Annotated in this window: 16 protein-coding genes; 7 read left to right on the top strand and 9 right to left on the bottom strand. The window is 55.8% G+C overall.

Annotated features, from left to right (window positions below):
- The 3 genes from IEY52_RS09505 to IEY52_RS09495 form a co-directional block, all read right to left on the bottom strand.
- On the bottom strand, positions 1–1,278 hold the full coding sequence (locus tag IEY52_RS09505; RefSeq protein ID WP_189002444.1) for a glycosyl hydrolase: 1,278 nt from the start codon (positions 1,276–1,278) through the stop codon (positions 1–3).
- A gap of 68 nt (positions 1,279–1,346) precedes the next feature.
- On the bottom strand, positions 1,347–1,730 hold the full coding sequence (locus IEY52_RS09500) for an NADH-quinone oxidoreductase subunit 15 (RefSeq protein WP_189002443.1): 384 nt from the start codon (positions 1,728–1,730) through the stop codon (positions 1,347–1,349).
- Between the two features lie 44 nt (positions 1,731–1,774).
- A complete protein-coding gene (locus IEY52_RS09495; RefSeq protein ID WP_189002442.1) occupies positions 1,775–2,218 on the bottom strand; it encodes a hypothetical protein in 444 nt (147 codons plus the stop codon).
- 230 nt (positions 2,219–2,448) lie between these two features.
- Here IEY52_RS09495 and IEY52_RS09490 point away from each other — a divergent pair, with 230 nt between their 5' ends.
- On the top strand, positions 2,449–4,251 hold the full coding sequence (locus tag IEY52_RS09490; protein ID WP_189002441.1) for an arginine--tRNA ligase: 1,803 nt from the start codon (positions 2,449–2,451) through the stop codon (positions 4,249–4,251).
- 24 nt (positions 4,252–4,275) lie between these two features.
- On the opposite strand, the gene IEY52_RS09485 is transcribed toward IEY52_RS09490, so the two are convergent.
- Entirely contained in the window at positions 4,276–4,854 is a 579-nt protein-coding gene (locus tag IEY52_RS09485) for a PadR family transcriptional regulator (RefSeq protein ID WP_229684702.1), read from the bottom strand.
- Between the two features lie 65 nt (positions 4,855–4,919).
- Here IEY52_RS09485 and IEY52_RS09480 point away from each other — a divergent pair, with 65 nt between their 5' ends.
- Complete coding sequence (locus IEY52_RS09480; RefSeq protein ID WP_189002439.1) at positions 4,920–5,906, top strand: NAD-dependent epimerase/dehydratase family protein; 987 nt, start codon at positions 4,920–4,922, stop codon at positions 5,904–5,906.
- Here IEY52_RS09480 and IEY52_RS09475 read toward each other — a convergent pair.
- Positions 5,898–6,674: a sterol desaturase family protein gene (locus IEY52_RS09475; protein WP_229684701.1), complete on the bottom strand. Its 777-nt coding sequence runs from the start codon at positions 6,672–6,674 to the stop codon at positions 5,898–5,900. The genes IEY52_RS09480 and IEY52_RS09475 overlap by 9 nt on opposite strands.
- A gap of 77 nt (positions 6,675–6,751) precedes the next feature.
- Positions 6,752–8,116 carry a DUF2252 domain-containing protein gene (locus tag IEY52_RS09470; protein WP_189002438.1) on the bottom strand — a complete coding sequence of 455 codons (1,365 nt, stop codon included), beginning with the start codon at positions 8,114–8,116 and terminating at the stop codon, positions 6,752–6,754.
- Positions 8,117–8,184: 68 nt separating this feature from the next.
- Here IEY52_RS09470 and IEY52_RS09465 point away from each other — a divergent pair, with 68 nt between their 5' ends.
- Genes IEY52_RS09465 through IEY52_RS09455 form a run of 3 tightly spaced genes read left to right on the top strand, consistent with a single transcriptional unit; the run spans position 8,185 to position 10,463 of the window.
- Positions 8,185–8,559 (top strand): hypothetical protein, encoded by a 375-nt coding sequence (locus IEY52_RS09465; RefSeq protein WP_189002437.1) that lies wholly within the window; start codon positions 8,185–8,187, stop codon positions 8,557–8,559.
- Between the two features lie 51 nt (positions 8,560–8,610).
- Entirely contained in the window at positions 8,611–9,558 is a 948-nt protein-coding gene (locus IEY52_RS09460) for a sucrase ferredoxin (protein ID WP_189002436.1), read from the top strand.
- Positions 9,555–10,463, top strand: coding sequence for a hypothetical protein (locus IEY52_RS09455; RefSeq protein WP_189002435.1), 909 nt, complete (start codon positions 9,555–9,557; stop codon positions 10,461–10,463). The genes IEY52_RS09460 and IEY52_RS09455 overlap by 4 nt, the downstream gene beginning before the upstream one ends.
- Before the next feature lie 33 nt (positions 10,464–10,496).
- Here the strand turns inward: IEY52_RS09455 and IEY52_RS09450 are convergent, their stop codons facing one another.
- The 3 genes from IEY52_RS09450 to uvrC all read right to left on the bottom strand — a co-directional run bounded on the left by IEY52_RS09450 (position 10,497) and on the right by uvrC (position 13,503).
- Complete coding sequence (locus IEY52_RS09450) at positions 10,497–11,267, bottom strand: methyltransferase domain-containing protein (RefSeq protein WP_189002434.1); 771 nt, start codon at positions 11,265–11,267, stop codon at positions 10,497–10,499.
- Between the two features lie 68 nt (positions 11,268–11,335).
- Positions 11,336–11,578, bottom strand: a complete 243-nt coding sequence (locus tag IEY52_RS09445) for a hypothetical protein (protein ID WP_146883898.1) — start codon at positions 11,576–11,578, stop codon at positions 11,336–11,338.
- 80 nt (positions 11,579–11,658) lie between these two features.
- Positions 11,659–13,503, bottom strand: coding sequence for an excinuclease ABC subunit UvrC (gene uvrC, locus IEY52_RS09440; protein ID WP_189002433.1), 1,845 nt, complete (start codon positions 13,501–13,503; stop codon positions 11,659–11,661).
- A 681-nt stretch (positions 13,504–14,184) separates the two neighbouring features.
- Here uvrC and IEY52_RS09435 point away from each other — a divergent pair.
- On the top strand, positions 14,185–15,066 hold the full coding sequence (locus tag IEY52_RS09435) for an EamA family transporter (RefSeq protein ID WP_189002432.1): 882 nt from the start codon (positions 14,185–14,187) through the stop codon (positions 15,064–15,066).
- A gap of 45 nt (positions 15,067–15,111) precedes the next feature.
- Positions 15,112–16,404 (top strand): CCA tRNA nucleotidyltransferase, encoded by a 1,293-nt coding sequence (locus tag IEY52_RS09430; protein WP_189002431.1) that lies wholly within the window; start codon positions 15,112–15,114, stop codon positions 16,402–16,404.
- The last annotated feature ends 8 nt before the right edge of the window (positions 16,405–16,412 follow it).

Here is a 16,412-nt window from a genome sequence, read left to right as displayed (position 1 = left end):
TCAGGGCATTTTGAAGCTGTACTGCACCGGGCTTCCCACATTGGCCACCGCTTTCAGGGTGTGCTTGCCTGCTTTCAAGGTGGGCAGTTGCACCCTGAAGGGGGCCACGCTGGTTTTCTGCAGCAGTTGCCCATCCAGAAAGTACCGCACACTGCTCACCCGGGCATCTGCCACATAACCCAGCACCACGGCGTTCTGGTTCAGGGCTGGAGGAATGGGCTGGTAGCTGTACCTGGAAGCTGAATTGAAGGTCTTCAGAAAGTAAGGCTGGCTGAGGATATGCTGGTAGGTTTTCAGCACACTGGGGCTTTTCAGCAGGTTGTAATTGGCCCTGCGGGTGGCCGGATAACCTTTGTATTCGTCTGCTGCGGTCATGTCGAAATTCAGCCAGTTGATGTTCTTGATGCGCGGGTACTTCAGCATGATGTTGAAGTAAAACTGCTGCATTTTGGCGGTGGCAAAATAAGACAGATCCCGGCTGCTTGAGGCACTGTGGTGCTCTGCAGCATATTCAGACACCTGAATGGGGTGCTTGTCTGCGAAAGCCTGATACAGCACATCCAGCCTGGAATTGGGCAGCAGGTTCACGGTCACCCTGGCAGGATCTCCATTCCAGTAGTACTTGCTGTAGAGTGTGATGCCCACCCAGTCCACAAATTCCTGACCTGGATAATACGCCATCACGCTTTTCAGGTCGCTGAAAGCCATGGGGGTCCATACCATCGCCACATTGGGGGCCTCCTCATGCATGATGCGGGCCACCAGACGGAATTTCTCCCTGTAAAGCACGGGGTCTTTGTTCCAGCTGTTCACCGTGTCGTTGAATTCGGAAGCCCAGCGCATGAAGATCGGACGGTTCAGGGCGCCCGCCTGTCTGGCCCATTCTTTGACCAGATCTTCCGTGACTTCTTTTAAAGGAATCCTGGGTTCCACGGCCAGATGGATGGCGGCATCCTCTCCTCCCAGTTGCTCTACAAATTTGGCCGGAAAGAAGGGCGACCAGGGATTGGCATTCTCCGGCCTGCGAAAGAAGTTGTAGCGGAAATACACCGCGTGGGAGCCCACCAGTTCAGTCAGGCGGTCCAGATCGGACCTTCCATCCGGGGAATCCAGATCGGCCCACAAACCCACATAACACCCTGCAGGAGGTTCAAATTTGGCCAGTGGGGCAGCGGTAGGGTTCTGGGGTGTCTGCACATACAGTTCCAGAGGGGCGGTCAGGGAAGTGGCCATGGTGGTTCCGCTCAGGAAACCCAGCAAGAAGAAAGCACGAAGCACCTTCACATCAGAGCAGAAAAAAGCCCACCGGACAAGTCAGGTTGTCCAGTGGGCTGGGGTTGTGGTGCTCAGGCTGCCGTTCCAGCGCTGTCTCTGGCTTTTTCCAGCAGTTCTTTCAGGCGTTCACGGGTGAAAGGGCGTTTGCCTTCCAGCAGGTCGCCATGGTGTTCATGCAGGTGCCAGTGTTTGCTGCCCCCATGCAACCTCAGGCTGATGCCTTTGTCCTCAACGTGACGGGGGCTGGCTGCTGCCAGCAGGAGGGTTTCCCCACGGGTATTTTGCACGGAGGCACTGGCAATGATGGTGGGCAGGTCATACTGCCGTTCCATGCGGTAAATGTAATCCGGGAAGTCCGAAACCTTCACGAAGTGCAGCCCCAGCTCCTGGGAGAGTTCCTGCATCCAGCCAAGGACATTCATCCATAAGACATAGATTCTCTGGTTATCTTGCATGGTACCCAGAGTATAGCACTCCTTGTGAGGGAAGTCTCAAGCGGTCAGCGGCAGTCCTGGATGTACTCGGCGGCCCCATAAAAATCGGAATACTTGCTGGATCCCGAGCCCATGGTGCGCACATACAATTCGTAATCGTGATCCAGAGGACGCACCACAATGTTGAGTTTCTGCATTCCCACCTGATCCTGTCCCAGGGTCACCGTGTTTTTGAAGGTTCCTGCACTGGCATCCTTCAGGAAGATCTCCAGTGAACCCAGAGCAGTGTTCGGGTTGGGTTTGCTGTTTGCGGGCATCAAGATGGCTTCATAACTGCTGATGGTTCCAGAGGTCTGAAAGGAAAAATCATAGCTCTTCTGGTCGGAAGGGCAATACCACACTTTGATTTTGGCAGGACGCACTTCCGTCACCATGTCAAAGTCCTGGATCACAATGGTGCAAGAACTCAACGACAGGGCCAGTGTTGCAAATAACATCAATCTTTTCATGCTGGTAGCATAGCAAAATGAAGAAAAATACAGTGGGAATTCTTGCAAAATGCCTTTAGAAAACCTTGAATCAGGCACCTTGCAAGACCCGTCAACGGGTCTCGGCAGCAACGTTGAATCTGAGGGTTACAGGTCAAACCATCACATGCCCAGGCACCTGATCACCTGTGCTGCTTGCTTATAGGCGCTTTCAGTGATGCCTGCAGAGAATCGGTATAAGATAATCCGGTATGAATCTCAAAGATGCGCTGAGAAGCGCCGTTCAACAGGCCATTTCCCACCACGGACTCGAAATCGAGGTGGCCATTCAGGAAACCCCCTCGGACAAGCCCGGTGATTATGGCACCCCCGTGGCCTTCCAGCTGGCCAAGGCCCTCAAGAAAAACCCGGTGCAGATTGCCGCCGAAATCAAAGACAGCATCCAGCTTCCTGTGGGCATTGCCCGTGCTGAAAACGTCGGTCCCTACCTCAACTTCTTTGTAGATGTACCCAGCTATGTAAAAGGACTCACCGAGGATGACTTTGCCCCTGGGCAGAAACCCGGCAAGGTGCTGATCGAGCACACCTCCGTGAACCCCAACAAGGAACTGCACGTCGGGCACCTCAGAAACGTGGTGCTCGGGGACGCCATGTCCCGCATTTTCCGGGCCAATGGCTACAACGTTGAGGTGCAAAACTACATTGACGACACCGGCAGACAGGCTGCAGAAAGCCTCTTTGCCAGAGCACACTACGGAGCTTCCTACCAGGGCGAACCCAAATACGACCACTGGCTGGGCGAACTGTACGTGAAGCTCAACGCGGACCCCCAGAAAGCCGATCTCGAACCCGGCATCCGGGAGGTCATGCACAAACTGGAAGCCGGAGAACTGCGCACCGAGATCGAAGAGGTGCTGCATGCCCACCTGGAAACCTGCCATGCCCTGGGTGCAGAATACGACCTGCTGGTCTGGGAATCCGACATTGTGGGCAGTGGATTTCTGGCCAAGGCTATGAAGATCCTGGAAGAAAGCCCGTATTGCTCACATCCCACCGAGGGCAAGTACGCAGGCTGCTTCGTGATGGATGTTTCCAGTTTCATTTCTGGTCTGGAAGATCCCTATCTGGTGCTGATCCGCTCCGATGGAACCGCCACCTATACTGCAAAAGACATCGGTCAGCAGTTCTGGAAATTCGGACTGTTTGAAGGACTGACCTACAAACCCTTCACCACCGAACCCAGTGGAAAAACCCTTTACACCACCCATCCCGATGGACAGCCTGGGGATTTTGCCCATGCCACACGGGTGATCAATGTGATTGATGTCAGGCAATCTCTGGCCCAGCGTATTGTGAGGCTGGCTCCTGCAATTGCGGGTCATCAGGATGCAGCTGAGAACAGCATCCATTTGGCATATGAGACTGTGCTTCTGGAAGGACAGACCATTTCTGGACGGAAAGGCATTACGGTTTCTGTTGATGAAGTGATCAGTGAAGCCAGAATCCGTGCCAAAACTGCTTTAAAGGACATAGCAAAATATCAGGATCCTGATGAGGTTGCAGAAAAAGTGGGACTGGGAGCACTGCGCTTTTCCATGTTGCGCAGTGAACCCAACCGCCAGATTGATTTCCGCTGGGACGCAGCTCTTGCCCTTAACGGAGACACTGCACCTTATGTTCAATATGCTGCAGTGCGTGCCCAGACCATCCTGAAAAAAGCACAGGAAGCAGGGCTTGGTTTTGAGGGTGCTGATTACAGCAAAGTGACGGATTATGAACTTGCTTTGCTTAAAGTGGTGGCCCGTTTTCCTGAAGTGCTGGACATGTGCATCAGGGATACCTCACCCCACCATCTGGTGCAATATGCCCTGGATCTGGCCACTGAACTCAACGGTTGGTACAACAAAAAAGACAAAGATGGCAAACCTGCCACCCGTGTCATTGATGCAGAACCTGGCCTCAGAGAAGCCCGTTTGAACATTGTCCTGCGGGTCCGCAAGACGCTGGAACAGGTGCTGGGAGCGCTCGGCATCGGCATTCCCAGTGAGATGTAAACCCTAAAACTCAAACTTTAAAACTCAACCCTCCTGCACCTCCAGTGGCCGTTCTGGCTTCTGGGGCAATGCAGGAGGGTTTTGCTCGATTTCCTCCCAGAACTGGATGGTGCTCTCTTCAAACAGGCACCCCAGCCTGAGGGAAGCCAGTCCAAAGGTGGCTTCTGGAATGAGGGAAAGCTGTCTGTGCATCTCCTGGTATTCGGCGAGTTTGGTCCGGTGGACTTCCTGCTGCTGTCTGGCCAGGGTTCGGATGGCTTCGGTGGGTCTGCCTTTGGAAAAGTACAGCTTCATCAGGCCCATGTCGCGCAGTTCGGTGGTGGGGGTGCCGGGGTCGCTCAGCCAGGCTTCCAGCACCTGTTTGCCCTGTTCGGTCAGTTGAAACAGGCGGCGGCGGCGTCCGAAGTCTTCCTGTTCTTCTTGCAGCAGGCCCAGTTCGGCCAGACGCTGGGGTTCGGCGTACAGCTGGGAACGGGCAAACGTCCAGAAATTCCCGACGGACTGGTCAATCTGGCGTTTGATGTCGTAGGAGGTGGCGGCTCCGCAATTGTTGACCATGCCGAGCACAGCGTAAGAGGAGGGTCCGAGGCTTGCATCTTTCATGTCCATAGTATACCCTAAATTAGACCGTCCAAAAAGGACCATTCAAAACAGACGGTGGAGGCCTTATGAACGCAAAAGTGAACCCCAGCGAACTGCATGTGATTGTCGGAGCTGGACCCCTTGGCCTTGCCATTGCCAGAGAATTGAAACATCAGGGCAAAAAAGCCCGCATCGTCAGCCGTTCAGGAAAAGTGGTAGACAGTTGCGGAGCAGAAGTGGTCAAAGGAGACATCACCAACCCTGCCTCTGCCCTGAATGCCTGTCACGGAGCCACTGTGCTGTACCACTGCGCCCAGGCTCCCTACCACCGCTGGCCCGAAGAGTCCCCACCCCTGATGGACGGCATCATCCAGACCGCCAGCAAACTCGGGGCAAAAGTGGTGTACGGAGACAACCTCTACATGTACGGAGAGGTGAAAGGCCCCCTCAAAGAAACCCTCCCGCACCTGGCACACACCCGCAAAGGAATCATCCGTTCACAGCTTGCCAATCAGCTTCTGGAAGCCCACAAAAAAGGTCTGGTGCGGGCCACCATCGGGCAGGGTTCAGATTTTTATGGTCCTCATGTCAGGCTTTCCTCTGTGGGAGAACTGGTGTTCAGGAATGCGCTTCAGGGCAAAGGTGCCCAGTACCTGGGAAGCAAAACCACCCCCCACACCTACACTTTCATTGATGATTTTGCCCGTGCCCTCGTGCTGCTGGGTCAGGACGAACGTGCTCTGGGCCAGAGCTGGCATGTGCCCAATGCGCCCACCGTTTCTGCCGGGGAATTTGTGGACATGGTTTACGGACAACTGGGCCGCAAAACCCAGTTGATGGTCATTCCCCGATTTGGCTCAAAACTGCTCGGACTGATCAACCCCATGGTGCGGGAAGTCAACGAGGTGTTCTACCACCACGACCAGCCTTACATCGTGGACCATAGCAAATTTGAACGCACCTTTGGGGCACAATACACCCCTCTCAAAGACGGCATCCAGCAAACCCTTGCCTGGTACCGCAGTGCCCATCCTGAACTGCAAGCTTCGGGTTCCCGCTCTGCTTCAGTCTGAACTGTCAAAATGCTGGGTTCTGGCGCGCTGGAAATCCTCCTCGTAAGCAGGGGAGAGGGTGCCCAGCAAACGGTCCCAGATCAGGGTGTAAAACCCGTAATTGTGGTGGCTGTCCTGGTGGTGTTCGGCATGAAAAGTGCTGGTGGAGATCTCTTTCAGAACAGGGCGTTTGATCCAGCCCAGTGGAAAGGGCTCCACTCCCACATGCCCCAGCAACCCGAAAACCACATTGAAGGTCAGGTACAGCACCATCCCCTCAACAGTGGCCGGGTAGACCAGCACGGCAAAAAGCCAAAGAAACCCGAATCCCAGCACTTCCAGGGGGTTCAGCACAAACAGGGTCAGGGGCCTGGGATTCTCGTACTTGTGGTGGGTCAGGTGTGCCCAGGGGTAGATTCTGGGATGGTGGGCCACCCGGTGCAGAACGTACATGCCCAGATCCATCCCCAGAAAGAACACCCCAAAATCCAGCAGCATCCTGCCCAGAGAAAAAGGCACGGGGTGAATCCACCCCATCCGCCACAACCACATCCCCAGCACGCTGATCAGGGTGTTGAGCACCACCGTAGACACAGCCAGTCCCACCTCAGTGAACGTCAGTGGAGGGGGCACTTCAGCCACCCGGTGTTGCCGGTTCAGGCGGATCAGCAGTTCACCCACTGCCACACAACCCAGCAAAATCAGGACATTCCATGTCAACGCCCAGAGGCAGGCCATTCCAAAAGGCATGTTGTAGAGGGCCTGGGTGATTTGCTGCACCGGAAACATGCTGTCAGTGTACCTCAAGCCGTCAGCCGTCAGCCGTTTGCAAGCTCAATTTATTGAGCTGTCAAAGGTGAGCTTCCTCAAATCCCCCGAACCACCTCGATTTCTCCAGCTTTTTCGGCTTTCAGCAAAGCTTCAAAATCCTGCTGGTTCAATTCGGCGTAATGCAAGGCAAAGCGGGCCAGGGCATCTTCAAAGGCATCAAAGGCCTGCTGGTCTGCCAGAAAACCCGCCAGGAGTGCCGCGTCTCCGCTGCGGGCATGGGCACGGGCCAGCACGTAAGCGCACAGTTCGCAGTACTCCCTCAGGTCTTCGGCACTGAGGTCTTCAATGTTGATGCTGCCCTTGCGGTCCCTGAGCTGCCGCACATAAAAATGACGGTTCTTGAAGGTGCTCCAGCCCAGAAAGATGTCCGTGGTGGCCTGCATCAGTTTCTGCCCTGTCACCACCCGCTGACCGTGATGGTCGTAAGGGCTGCCTCCCAGTGCCATTTCCAGTGCACTGGGAAAGGCCTGCTTGAGTTGCAGCAACAGGGTGTCCTGGCTGTCCTGGCCCTGCATCAGGGCCACATAAACCTGTCTTCCAGCACTGCCCACTCCGGTCAGTCGCAAAGCTGCATCTTCAAAAGTGTATTTCCCCAGCAGAAACTGTCGATCTGAAGGCAAACTGTCCAGGTATTCCCTGAAAAACCGCTCGATGCTGCCTTTCAATTCCCGGTCGTCCACGGGTTCCAGTTTGGGCGGATCGGAAATGAAGGTCCATTTTCCAGCCTTCAATTCTGCCATTTTTTCCACAGCGCTCTGGGAGGTTTTCTCCTCTGCCTTCCTGACGCTTTTGCGCAGGTGGTCTCTGGCATGGTCCAGCACCTCCAGCACTTTTGTGGTACTGATGTGGTGGTACCACACCTCCAGATGACCCTGCCCGGCAAATTCCTGCATGCGCTCCCGGTAAGTCCTCAGGCTGGATTGCACCATGGTCTGGGCGGTGCTTTCTGCAAACCCCAGATGCAGTGCTGCCACTGCACAACTGGCCAGCAAACGGTACAGGTCCCACTCGAAGGGTCCAGCAAGCGTTTCATCAAAATCATTCAAATCAAACATCATTTGCCGCTCTGGAGAGGCATACAGTCCAAAATTCCCCAGGTGGGCATCTCCACACAACTGCACCCTGACCCCAGAAGTCGGGAGGACTGCCAGATCAAAGGCCATCACATTGGCCCCTCCCCGGAAGGTGGCAAATGGGCTTTCCAGCATGCGTCCATAGCGGATGGGCACAAAACGTTTCAGGCGGGTCTGGTCGGAAAGCTGGTGCAAATGCAGCACATCTCTTTTTTTCTCTGCAGGTGCAAACCTGCCCAGCGGGCGCACATCGAATTGATCCCTCAGTTGTTTGCCCTGATCAAAACGCTCCTGGCGGGGAGCCTGAAATTGCAGTGTTGTGTCCATAAAACCTCCAGTTTTCCAGATTGTAGACCTTTGTCACAGGGATGTCTGGAAGGCATACACTGGATTTCATGATGAAAATTCATTTGCTTTTATGGACCCTTTGTTTAACCGCATGTGTGCCTCAGGTGGATTTGAACACCCATGAGGGATGCCGTGTCCCTGCCGTCTTTGATGAGCAGGCTCTGGACTGGAGCGATGGAAAACCCGTATCAGCAGGCATCAAAGACGGTTTTTATGTTTACCTCCTGCTGCCTGCATTGAACCCAGATGGGACACGTCCTGTCATCATCACCAATGGGCATCCAGGAAGGTTTGGTTATGTGTTGCAATCTCAAGGATCTCAAGAAACCCCTGTCTGGAAGTACGTTCATCCGAAAACAGGTGGAATCTGGATGTTCCTGAGTGACGCTGAAGGCACCAAGCTGGCCCACAATTGCATGTGAGGTGAAACCCTGACCTCGACTTTGCACTTCCCTGTGGTGTACGTTGGGACCGTGAGCCATTACCAGCTTTGTGCCATCACTGCCCGTGAACTGGGCGAAGATCCCCTGGGAAGTGCGCCTGCACCCGCTGCTGTGGTGATGCTGGCGGTGCCTTATGCCCGGTGGAAACACCACCGGGAAGTTTCCCACATGAGCCCGGCAGTGCAAGATGTGGTGCGTTCCCTTGCCTCCGTGCCCACTTTGTTGACCCTGATGCCTGATCCAGATTACGCTCCAGCAGGTTATGTTTTTGCTGCCCGCCTGAACCGCACCTACAGAGGCTTTCACCAGCAGTCGTTTCTGATTGCAGAGGCCAACCTGGAAGAGGCTTTCATTGCTTTGTTGCAGGAAGACTGGGATGCCCTTTCTCCCTGGGAAATCGAGTCTCCAGAGCGGATGCTGCTGGTGTGCACCCATGGTCGCCACGATTCTGCCTGCGGAAAGCTGGGATACCCCATTTACCGTCACCTCAGAGAACAGGCTTCAGCAGGCACCCAGATCTGGCGTTCCAGCCACATTGGAGGTCACCGGTTTGCTCCGACCCTGCTGGATTTCCCTGAAGGCCGGTCTTATGGGTTTCTGGACCAGCAAACGGCTGAACAGATCCTCTGGCAGACCGGAGGCACCGAGCAGCTCAGAGGCCACCTGAGGGGTTACATGGGCATGCCCGCTTTTGCGCAGTTTCTGGAAGGAGAATTGTTCTTCCAGCAGGGATGGTCCTGGACCCGCACCACCCGCACCCTGGAAGTGCAGGCGTTGGAAGGGGAGATCACCGGAAAGCCTTTCCAGCAGAAGAATCCTGTGCAAAAAGCCCACATCGAGATCTGTGCAGCAGGTCGGCTTTACCAGGGCACTGTGGTGTACCAGAAAACCGGCCAGACCGTCATGAATTCCGGGATTGTCCCCCTGGTGGAGGCCCACCATTACGCCTTGCAGGACTGGGGTGAAGTCCCTGTATGAGGCCACCCTGGTTTGCGCTGCTGCTGGTGGGCTGTGCGCTGGCTTCTCTTCCGGTGCAACCCATCAGCCATGTGCGGGATTTTGGTTTTGCCGGGATTGATTGCCTGTGGGATGACCCTCTCGATGCACAAAAAAACAGCAATTACCTCTCGGAAGTGGCTGCTTTCACCAATGTGGCCCAGCTGTGCGTCTTTTCCCCAGATGAACCCCTGAAAGACCGGCTGGAGGCTTTTCAGGCCGTGAAGGTCAGGGCTGTTTTGCACCTTGAAGCTGTTCTGTTCAGGAAAGTTCCTGATCCTGCAGCCCCTTCAAAGTACCGCCTGGAATTTTTTCCAGACGCCGAGGAGCGCTGGCAGCGTTTTGTGCAAAAAAACGGCCCCCAGCTCACTGCAGAACGGGTGGCAGCTCTGTATGTGGCAGATGAACCCCTCTGGAATGGCCTGAGCCAGACCGATCTGGATCTGGCTTTAAAGGAGGTCAAACGCAGTTTCCCCAATTTTCCCACCCTGCTGATTGAAGCTGCCCCAGCCCTCAACACGTTGCGCTTGCCCCCGGAACTGGATCTGGTGGGTTTTGACCAGTATGGTGTGCCTGATCCTGTTCAGGATGCTGGTTATCAGGCCAGTTTCAAGCTGCTGAAAAGCAAACTGAACCCATTGCAAAAGCTGGTTCTGGTGGCAGACACCCGCTGGCATCCCACATACAAAGGTGTTGCGCTGCAAGCTGCAGACATGGGCAAAGTGTTCACCCGATACCTGCAACTGGCCGCCTCTGAGCCCGGCGTGGTTGCTGTGCTGGGCTACATCTGGCCAGGCGGGCTGGATGGCCCTGAACAACTCGGGGCCAGAGAATTGCCTGCATCTGTTCAGCAGGTGTATCAGCAGTTTGGAAAGCAGTTTCGTTAAACGCAGCAACCTTTTGTTCTTCTGTGCCATGCTTTAAATTTCAGCAGCAGGTTTCTGGGCGCAGAACAGGGTTCTTTTGAAACCATAAAAAGCTGTTTCTGTGGGATACAGTTTCTTCAATTCAGCCAGCATGTCTTGCAGAAACGCGGTCTTCAGAGCATCCGGCAGGCTGCCCAGGATGGGCACCAGCAGGGTCCCTTTCACCCATTCCAGCAGGCCTTCTGCACCCGCAACCACATGGGGGTAGACCTTCTGGTAACACTGGATGTCCTGACCTCCCAGGTCGTACAGGATTTCTGCATATTGTTCGATCGGAAGCACATTGCGGTGTGCTCCTTCGGCCTGTACATGTTCCCGGTACGGCTCTTTGGCGATCAACCCTCGGGCAATGGTGTGGGTGGGATGGTCAAAGTTGCTGGGAAGTTGCACGGCCACTTGCCCACCAGGTTTCAGCAGGTTCCACAGGTGACGCAGCACAGCAGGATGGTCTGGCACCCATTGCAAAACCGCATGGGAAAACACGATGTCGTAGCTCCCTGAGATTTCGCGCAAATCCTGCATGGCAAATTGCACCTGCTCTGAGCTGAGTGCGGCGGCCCTGACCAGCATTTCAGGACTGGAATCAATGCCCAGCACCTGGGCGTCTGGATAAGCCTCCAGCAGTTTGACGGTCAGGTTCCCCGGACCACATCCCAGATCAATGATGCTGGGGGCCTGCAAGGGTTTCAGGTGGGAAACCAGATCGAGAAACGGTGCTTCGCGTTCCTGCTGAAATTTCAGGTACTGGTCAGGATTCCAGGTCATGCCAGCAGTCTAGCATGACCTGGAAGTGGGTTTGTTACTACTGCTGTGGTGACAATTCAGAAATCCTGTTACAGCGAATCGGGCTTCATCAGGGTGATGCCCGTATCGGTGTGAATCAGGCGCAACAGGCGGTTGGCGCGTTCCACAAAATGGTCCACATTCTCATAGAGGTACACAATGCGCCCGCTGGACAGGTGCACCTGCAAGCAGCCTTCCCCCAGATCCCGCAGCAGCTGGATGTGGGTTACATTGATCACATCCAGACCAATGGGACCATTGGCTTCCAGGGCAACGTTGGCAAAAATCAGCATACAGAGAGTTTAACAGGAAATTCCTGACAGATTACAAAACTGATCCCTGGTCTCACAAATGCCGGTGGCCTGGCACGGTTTCAGGACTCTGCGTTCTGGTTCAAACCATCCAGATACCCCTTGATGGATTTTGCTGCACCCATTCCCACGCCAGGCACACGGGCAATTTCCTCCAGAGAGGCCGCCTCCAGATCCGACAGGCTGGTGAAATGCTCCAGCAGGGCCTCCTGGCGCTTTTTGCCAATTCCAGGCAGGTCATCGAAGACACTCTTGAACATGTTCTCGCCCCTGAGTTTGCGGTGGTAGGTGATGGCGTAATTGTGCACCTCGTCGCGCACGGCAATCAGTGTGCGCAGGGCCGGGTGGGTTTCTGAGAGGAGCAACTCGCGGTTTTTGCCCACTTCGCTGCCAGAGTCCAGCCACCACTGCGCCCCATAAATGGAAGGCAGAATGATGCGCTCCTCTCGCTTGGCCAGACCGACCACGGGCACCTTCACCCCTGCATCCTTGAGGGCATCCAGAGCCGCATTGACCTGACCACGCCCACCGTCAATGAGCATCAAATCTGGCAGGGGCAGTTTGTCTGACAGGGAGCCCGTAAAGCGCCGGTACACCGTCTGGCGCATGCTGGTGTAATCGTCAGGGTGGTCCAGACCCTGCACCTTGAACCTGCGGTGCTGGCCTTTTCTGGCCCGGCCTCCCTCAAAGACCACCATTCCAGAAACAATGTGGGTTCCAAACAGGTTGCTGTTGTCGTATCCCTCAATGCGCCAGGGGCGATCTGGCAAGGCCAGCAATTCCTTCAGGGCCTCCAGACCCGGATGGTCTCCGCGTTTTTCCAGCAGCAACAGCTCGGATTCCAGGCTGTTCTGGGCGTTGCGCTGGGCCATCTCCACAAGTTCGGTTTTGTCTCCGCGCTGGGGGGTGCGCAGTTCCACCCTGCGGTCCACCTTGTTGCTGAGGAAATCCGTCCACAGTTTCTCGTCTTCAAGTTCGGTGGGCATCAGGATCAGCGGAGGAACGTGGGTGGCCTGGGTGTAGTAATCCTGCAGGAACGCCGTGAGGATTTCTTCTGGGGTGGATTCTGCAGCCCCGGACAGAAAGCGCTTGTCCCGACCAATCACCCGACCTGTCCGCATGCGGAACACCTGCACCATGGCGTACTCACCCGCCACCGCAAACCCCAGAAAGTCCAGGTCCTCCAGGTTCATGCTCATGGCGTGCTGCTCTGCCCCGAACAGTTTCTCAACGGCCTGAATGCGATCCCGCAGGTTTCCTGCCATCTCAAAATCCTGGCGTTTGGCGGCCTCTTTCATCTGCTCTTTCAGGGAAGCCGTCACGGTGGTCACCTTGCCTTCCAGCAAGGCTTTGACATCCTCCACAATGCGCTGGTACTCAGCGGGATCTGCCCGGTTGACACAGGGGGCCAGGCAGCGTCCCATGTGGTAATTCAGGCAGGGACGGGTTTTCTTCTGCATCGGAAAACCACTGTTTTTGCGCAGTGCGAACATGCCATCGATCAGGTTTTTGACCCGGTGCACGGCCCCTGCATCTGGATAAGGACCATAGTAAGAGCCACCATCTTTCACCACCCGCCGGGTGACCAGCAGCATGGGGTAAGCCTCGGCAGTCAGTTTCAGGAAAGGATAGTGCTTGTCGTCTTTCAGGAGCACGTTGTAATGCGGGCGGTGCTGTTTGATCAGGTTGGCTTCCAGCACCAGGGCTTCGATTTCATTGCGGGTGACAATGAAATCCAGGCTGGTTGCGGTTTCGGTGATTTTTCCGCTCTTGCCGCCTGCCTTGAAGTGGCTGGTGACACGGTTTCTCAGGACTTTGGCTTTGCCAATGTAAATGATGGTCTCGCCCTTGCGGAAGATGTACACGCCGGGCTCTAGAGGCAACACGGGAAGGTCGTCAAGACGCACCCCTCCATTTTACATGCTCTTTACGGTGAGAACGTAAACCATATGGCAGAGCAGGGGGTAGGTGTAAAGGCAGAAGGCGGAGCTGAGGGGCGGGAGCAGAAAGCAAAACGCCGAGGGCCCAGAGCCGGGAGCCCAGGGCAATCCCACAAGAAAGCAGACGGTTGCATGGATCTGAAACCCATCTGTGGAAACGTTTTTATCGTGACGTGGAAATCGGAAGGGGTATTTTCCCTCTTCAGGCCTCTGTTTTTATTGTCCGTAAATGCGGGGCTTGAAAAAAATGAGTACAGGTTCTATACTTTACGCAACCGTTTGCATACACATCCAAGAGATGAGCAGGTTTGACACATCTGGAAGGGATGGTCCAGCCGGACCCCCTGAAAGGTTTGTTTGCAGCGGCAGAATCCATCCACTGCACAAAAGGCAGGTTGTCTGGGCTGTTTGGTTTCCAGGGGGCGGCACCCTTCGGGACTGGGCAGCTTTTTCTCTGTCACTCTTTATTCAACAATAATTTCACAAATCACATGAAAAGCAAACTTCAACCTCAACCATCGGTTTTTCCGATGGTCCCGTGACCAGATGCGACACACCACCGATTCACTTCTGGATCCAGGATCCTTATAGTGGGGTCACTGGCTTCACAGCCGCTGCACAGTCACTGGCTGCAGTGGAAAGGCAAACATGACCCGAACCCTCACCTCAAAACCTTTGCTTCCTCCTGTTCCTGCCGCCCTGACCGCCATGCTCTCCATTCAGGCTGGAGCGGCTGTGGCCAAGGGCCTGTTTGCCACCATTGGTGCACTGGGCACCACCAGCCTGAGGCTTGCCCTCGCTGCCCTGATTCTGGGGGCGATCCACCAGAAAGCCCTGCGTTCCCTGGATGTGCAGGGCTGGAAGGCCATTTTGCCTTATGGTCTGGTGCTGGGCATGATGAACCTGACGTTTTACCAGTCGGTGCAGCATTTGCCGCTGGGCCTTGCCGTCACCATCGAATTCATTGGGCCCCTGGGGGTGGCGGTCTTCAGTTCCCGCAAACCCATGGATTACCTGTGGGCGGTGCTGGCCGGGCTGGGCATCCTGCTGATTTCTCCCTGGGCTCCGGGCAGCCGGGTGAGCCTGATCGGCATTTTCTGGGCGGTGCTGGCCGGGGTGTTCTGGGGCCTCTACATCGTGATGGGCCAGCGGGTGTTGAGACAGGTGTCTTCCCGTCAGGCGGTGGCAGGTGGGATGCTGATTGCCTGCTTGCTCCCCCTGCCTCTGGGCCTTTTCACCACCGGAGCAAAGCTTTTTGAGCCTTCCATTCTGCTTTTTGGCTTGATGGTGGCGGTGCTGTCCAGCGCCCTGCCGTACTCGCTGGAAATGGTGGCCCTGAAAGCCCTGCCTGCCCGCACCTTCGGCATCCTGATGAGCGTGGAGCCTGCCATTGCTGCTGTGCTGGGTTTGCTGCTGTTGCAAGAACACCTGACCCCGTTGCAATGGGTGGCGGTGGTCTGTGTGATTGGAGCGTCCATCGGGTCCACCCTGGGCTCCCGCGACACCTCGCACGCAGAAGTGCTTAATTGATCTGGCACAGGCCAGACTTTGCAGAATCTGCCACAATGAACCCTTATGGATGCCGTCAAGACCATCACACAGACCATAGAACAGGCCGGAGGCAGGTGTTACCAGGTCGGAGGTTCCCTCAGGGATGAACTGCTGGGCCTTCCCAGCAAGGACCGGGATTTGCTGGTCACACATCTGGACCATCAGGACCTGAAACGCCTGCTGCCTGGCAAGGTGGGTCTGGTGGGTGCATCCTTCGAGGTCTTCAAAGTGACCCTGGCAGGGGAGACCGTGGATGTGGCCCTCCCCAGAAACGGCCTGGACCTGCCAGACGACCTGCTGCACCGGGATTTCACCATCAACGCCCTGGCCCGTGGCAGCAACGGCGAACTGCTGGACCCCACGGGAGGTTTGCAGGACCTGCAAAACCGCATTCTGCGCATGACTTCAGTTGCCGCCTTTGACCAGGATCCCCTGCGCCTTTTGCGGGCCCTGCGTTTTGTGGCCAAACTGGATTTTGACATCGAACCTGCCACCCTGCAAGCCATGACCGAACAGGTGAAGCTTCTTGATGGGCTGGCTCCAGAGCGCATTCAGGAAGAATGGCTGAGGCTGCTGGCCTGCCCCAATGCAGATGCGGTTCTGAAAGCCCTCAGGCTGGCCAGAGACACTGGCATTCTGGCCCGGCTCTTTCCAGAGCTTGCCCCTTGCATTGGCTTTGAGCAGCACAACCCTCACCATCAGCACACCGTGGACGAGCACATCTTTGCTGCCGTGCATTACGCCGTGCAGAAGAAGTTCAGCCTCAGAACCCGACTGGCGCTGTTTCTGCACGACATCTCCAAACCAGCCTGCTTTACCAGGGGTGAAAACGGAGCAGGTCACTTTTACGACCATGAGCATGTGGGTGCAAAAGTTGCCAGAGATTTGCTCGTCCGTCTGAAATTTTCCACGGCCTGGACAGAAGAGGTCCGAAAACTGGTGCGCAACCACATGCGCCCGCCGCTGCACCCCAGCCGCAAAGCCCTGCGCCGCTTCATGAACGACCTGGGAGACATCTGGGAAGACGCCCTGAACATGCGGGAAGCCGATCTGGCAGCCCACCTGCTCCCAGAAGGTTTTGATCCGCAAGTCTGGTCTGCTGGCATCCGTCAGGATGCGCTTGCCATGCCCCAGGTCGCCACTTTTGATGAACGGCAACTGGCCCTCTCCGGGAACACCATCATGCGGGCTTTTCAGGTGCAAGGGCAGGAGGTGGGCCGCCTGAAACAGCTGGCCGTGCAGGCCATCATTGAAGGGGAACTGGAAAACCAGTCTGAGGCCATTCTGGATTTCTTGCTGCGCCTGACAGAGGAATGAGAGGCTGC

The organism is Deinococcus roseus, from assembly GCF_014646895.1.
Lineage (GTDB): Bacteria > Deinococcota > Deinococci > Deinococcales > Deinococcaceae > Deinococcus_C > Deinococcus_C roseus.
This window is presented reverse-complemented; position numbering and strand designations above follow the sequence as displayed.

Coding starts and splice junctions, on each gene's coding strand:
- IEY52_RS09480 (WP_189002439.1), top strand. CDS start 4,920: ATGAACGCAAAAGTGAACCCCAGCGAACTGCATGTGATTGTCGGAGCT.
- IEY52_RS09470 (WP_189002438.1), bottom strand. CDS start 8,116: ATGGACACAACACTGCAATTTCAGGCTCCCCGCCAGGAGCGTTTTGAT.
- IEY52_RS09445 (WP_146883898.1), bottom strand. CDS start 11,578: ATGCTGATTTTTGCCAACGTTGCCCTGGAAGCCAATGGTCCCATTGGT.
- IEY52_RS09450 (WP_189002434.1), bottom strand. CDS start 11,267: ATGACCTGGAATCCTGACCAGTACCTGAAATTTCAGCAGGAACGCGAA.
- IEY52_RS09465 (WP_189002437.1), top strand. CDS start 8,185: ATGATGAAAATTCATTTGCTTTTATGGACCCTTTGTTTAACCGCATGT.
- IEY52_RS09430 (WP_189002431.1), top strand. CDS start 15,112: ATGGATGCCGTCAAGACCATCACACAGACCATAGAACAGGCCGGAGGC.
- IEY52_RS09500 (WP_189002443.1), bottom strand. CDS start 1,730: ATGCAAGATAACCAGAGAATCTATGTCTTATGGATGAATGTCCTTGGC.
- IEY52_RS09435 (WP_189002432.1), top strand. CDS start 14,185: ATGACCCGAACCCTCACCTCAAAACCTTTGCTTCCTCCTGTTCCTGCC.
- IEY52_RS09490 (WP_189002441.1), top strand. CDS start 2,449: ATGAATCTCAAAGATGCGCTGAGAAGCGCCGTTCAACAGGCCATTTCC.
- IEY52_RS09455 (WP_189002435.1), top strand. CDS start 9,555: ATGAGGCCACCCTGGTTTGCGCTGCTGCTGGTGGGCTGTGCGCTGGCT.
- IEY52_RS09485 (WP_229684702.1), bottom strand. CDS start 4,854: ATGAAAGATGCAAGCCTCGGACCCTCCTCTTACGCTGTGCTCGGCATG.
- IEY52_RS09475 (WP_229684701.1), bottom strand. CDS start 6,674: ATGTTTCCGGTGCAGCAAATCACCCAGGCCCTCTACAACATGCCTTTT.
- IEY52_RS09495 (WP_189002442.1), bottom strand. CDS start 2,218: ATGAAAAGATTGATGTTATTTGCAACACTGGCCCTGTCGTTGAGTTCT.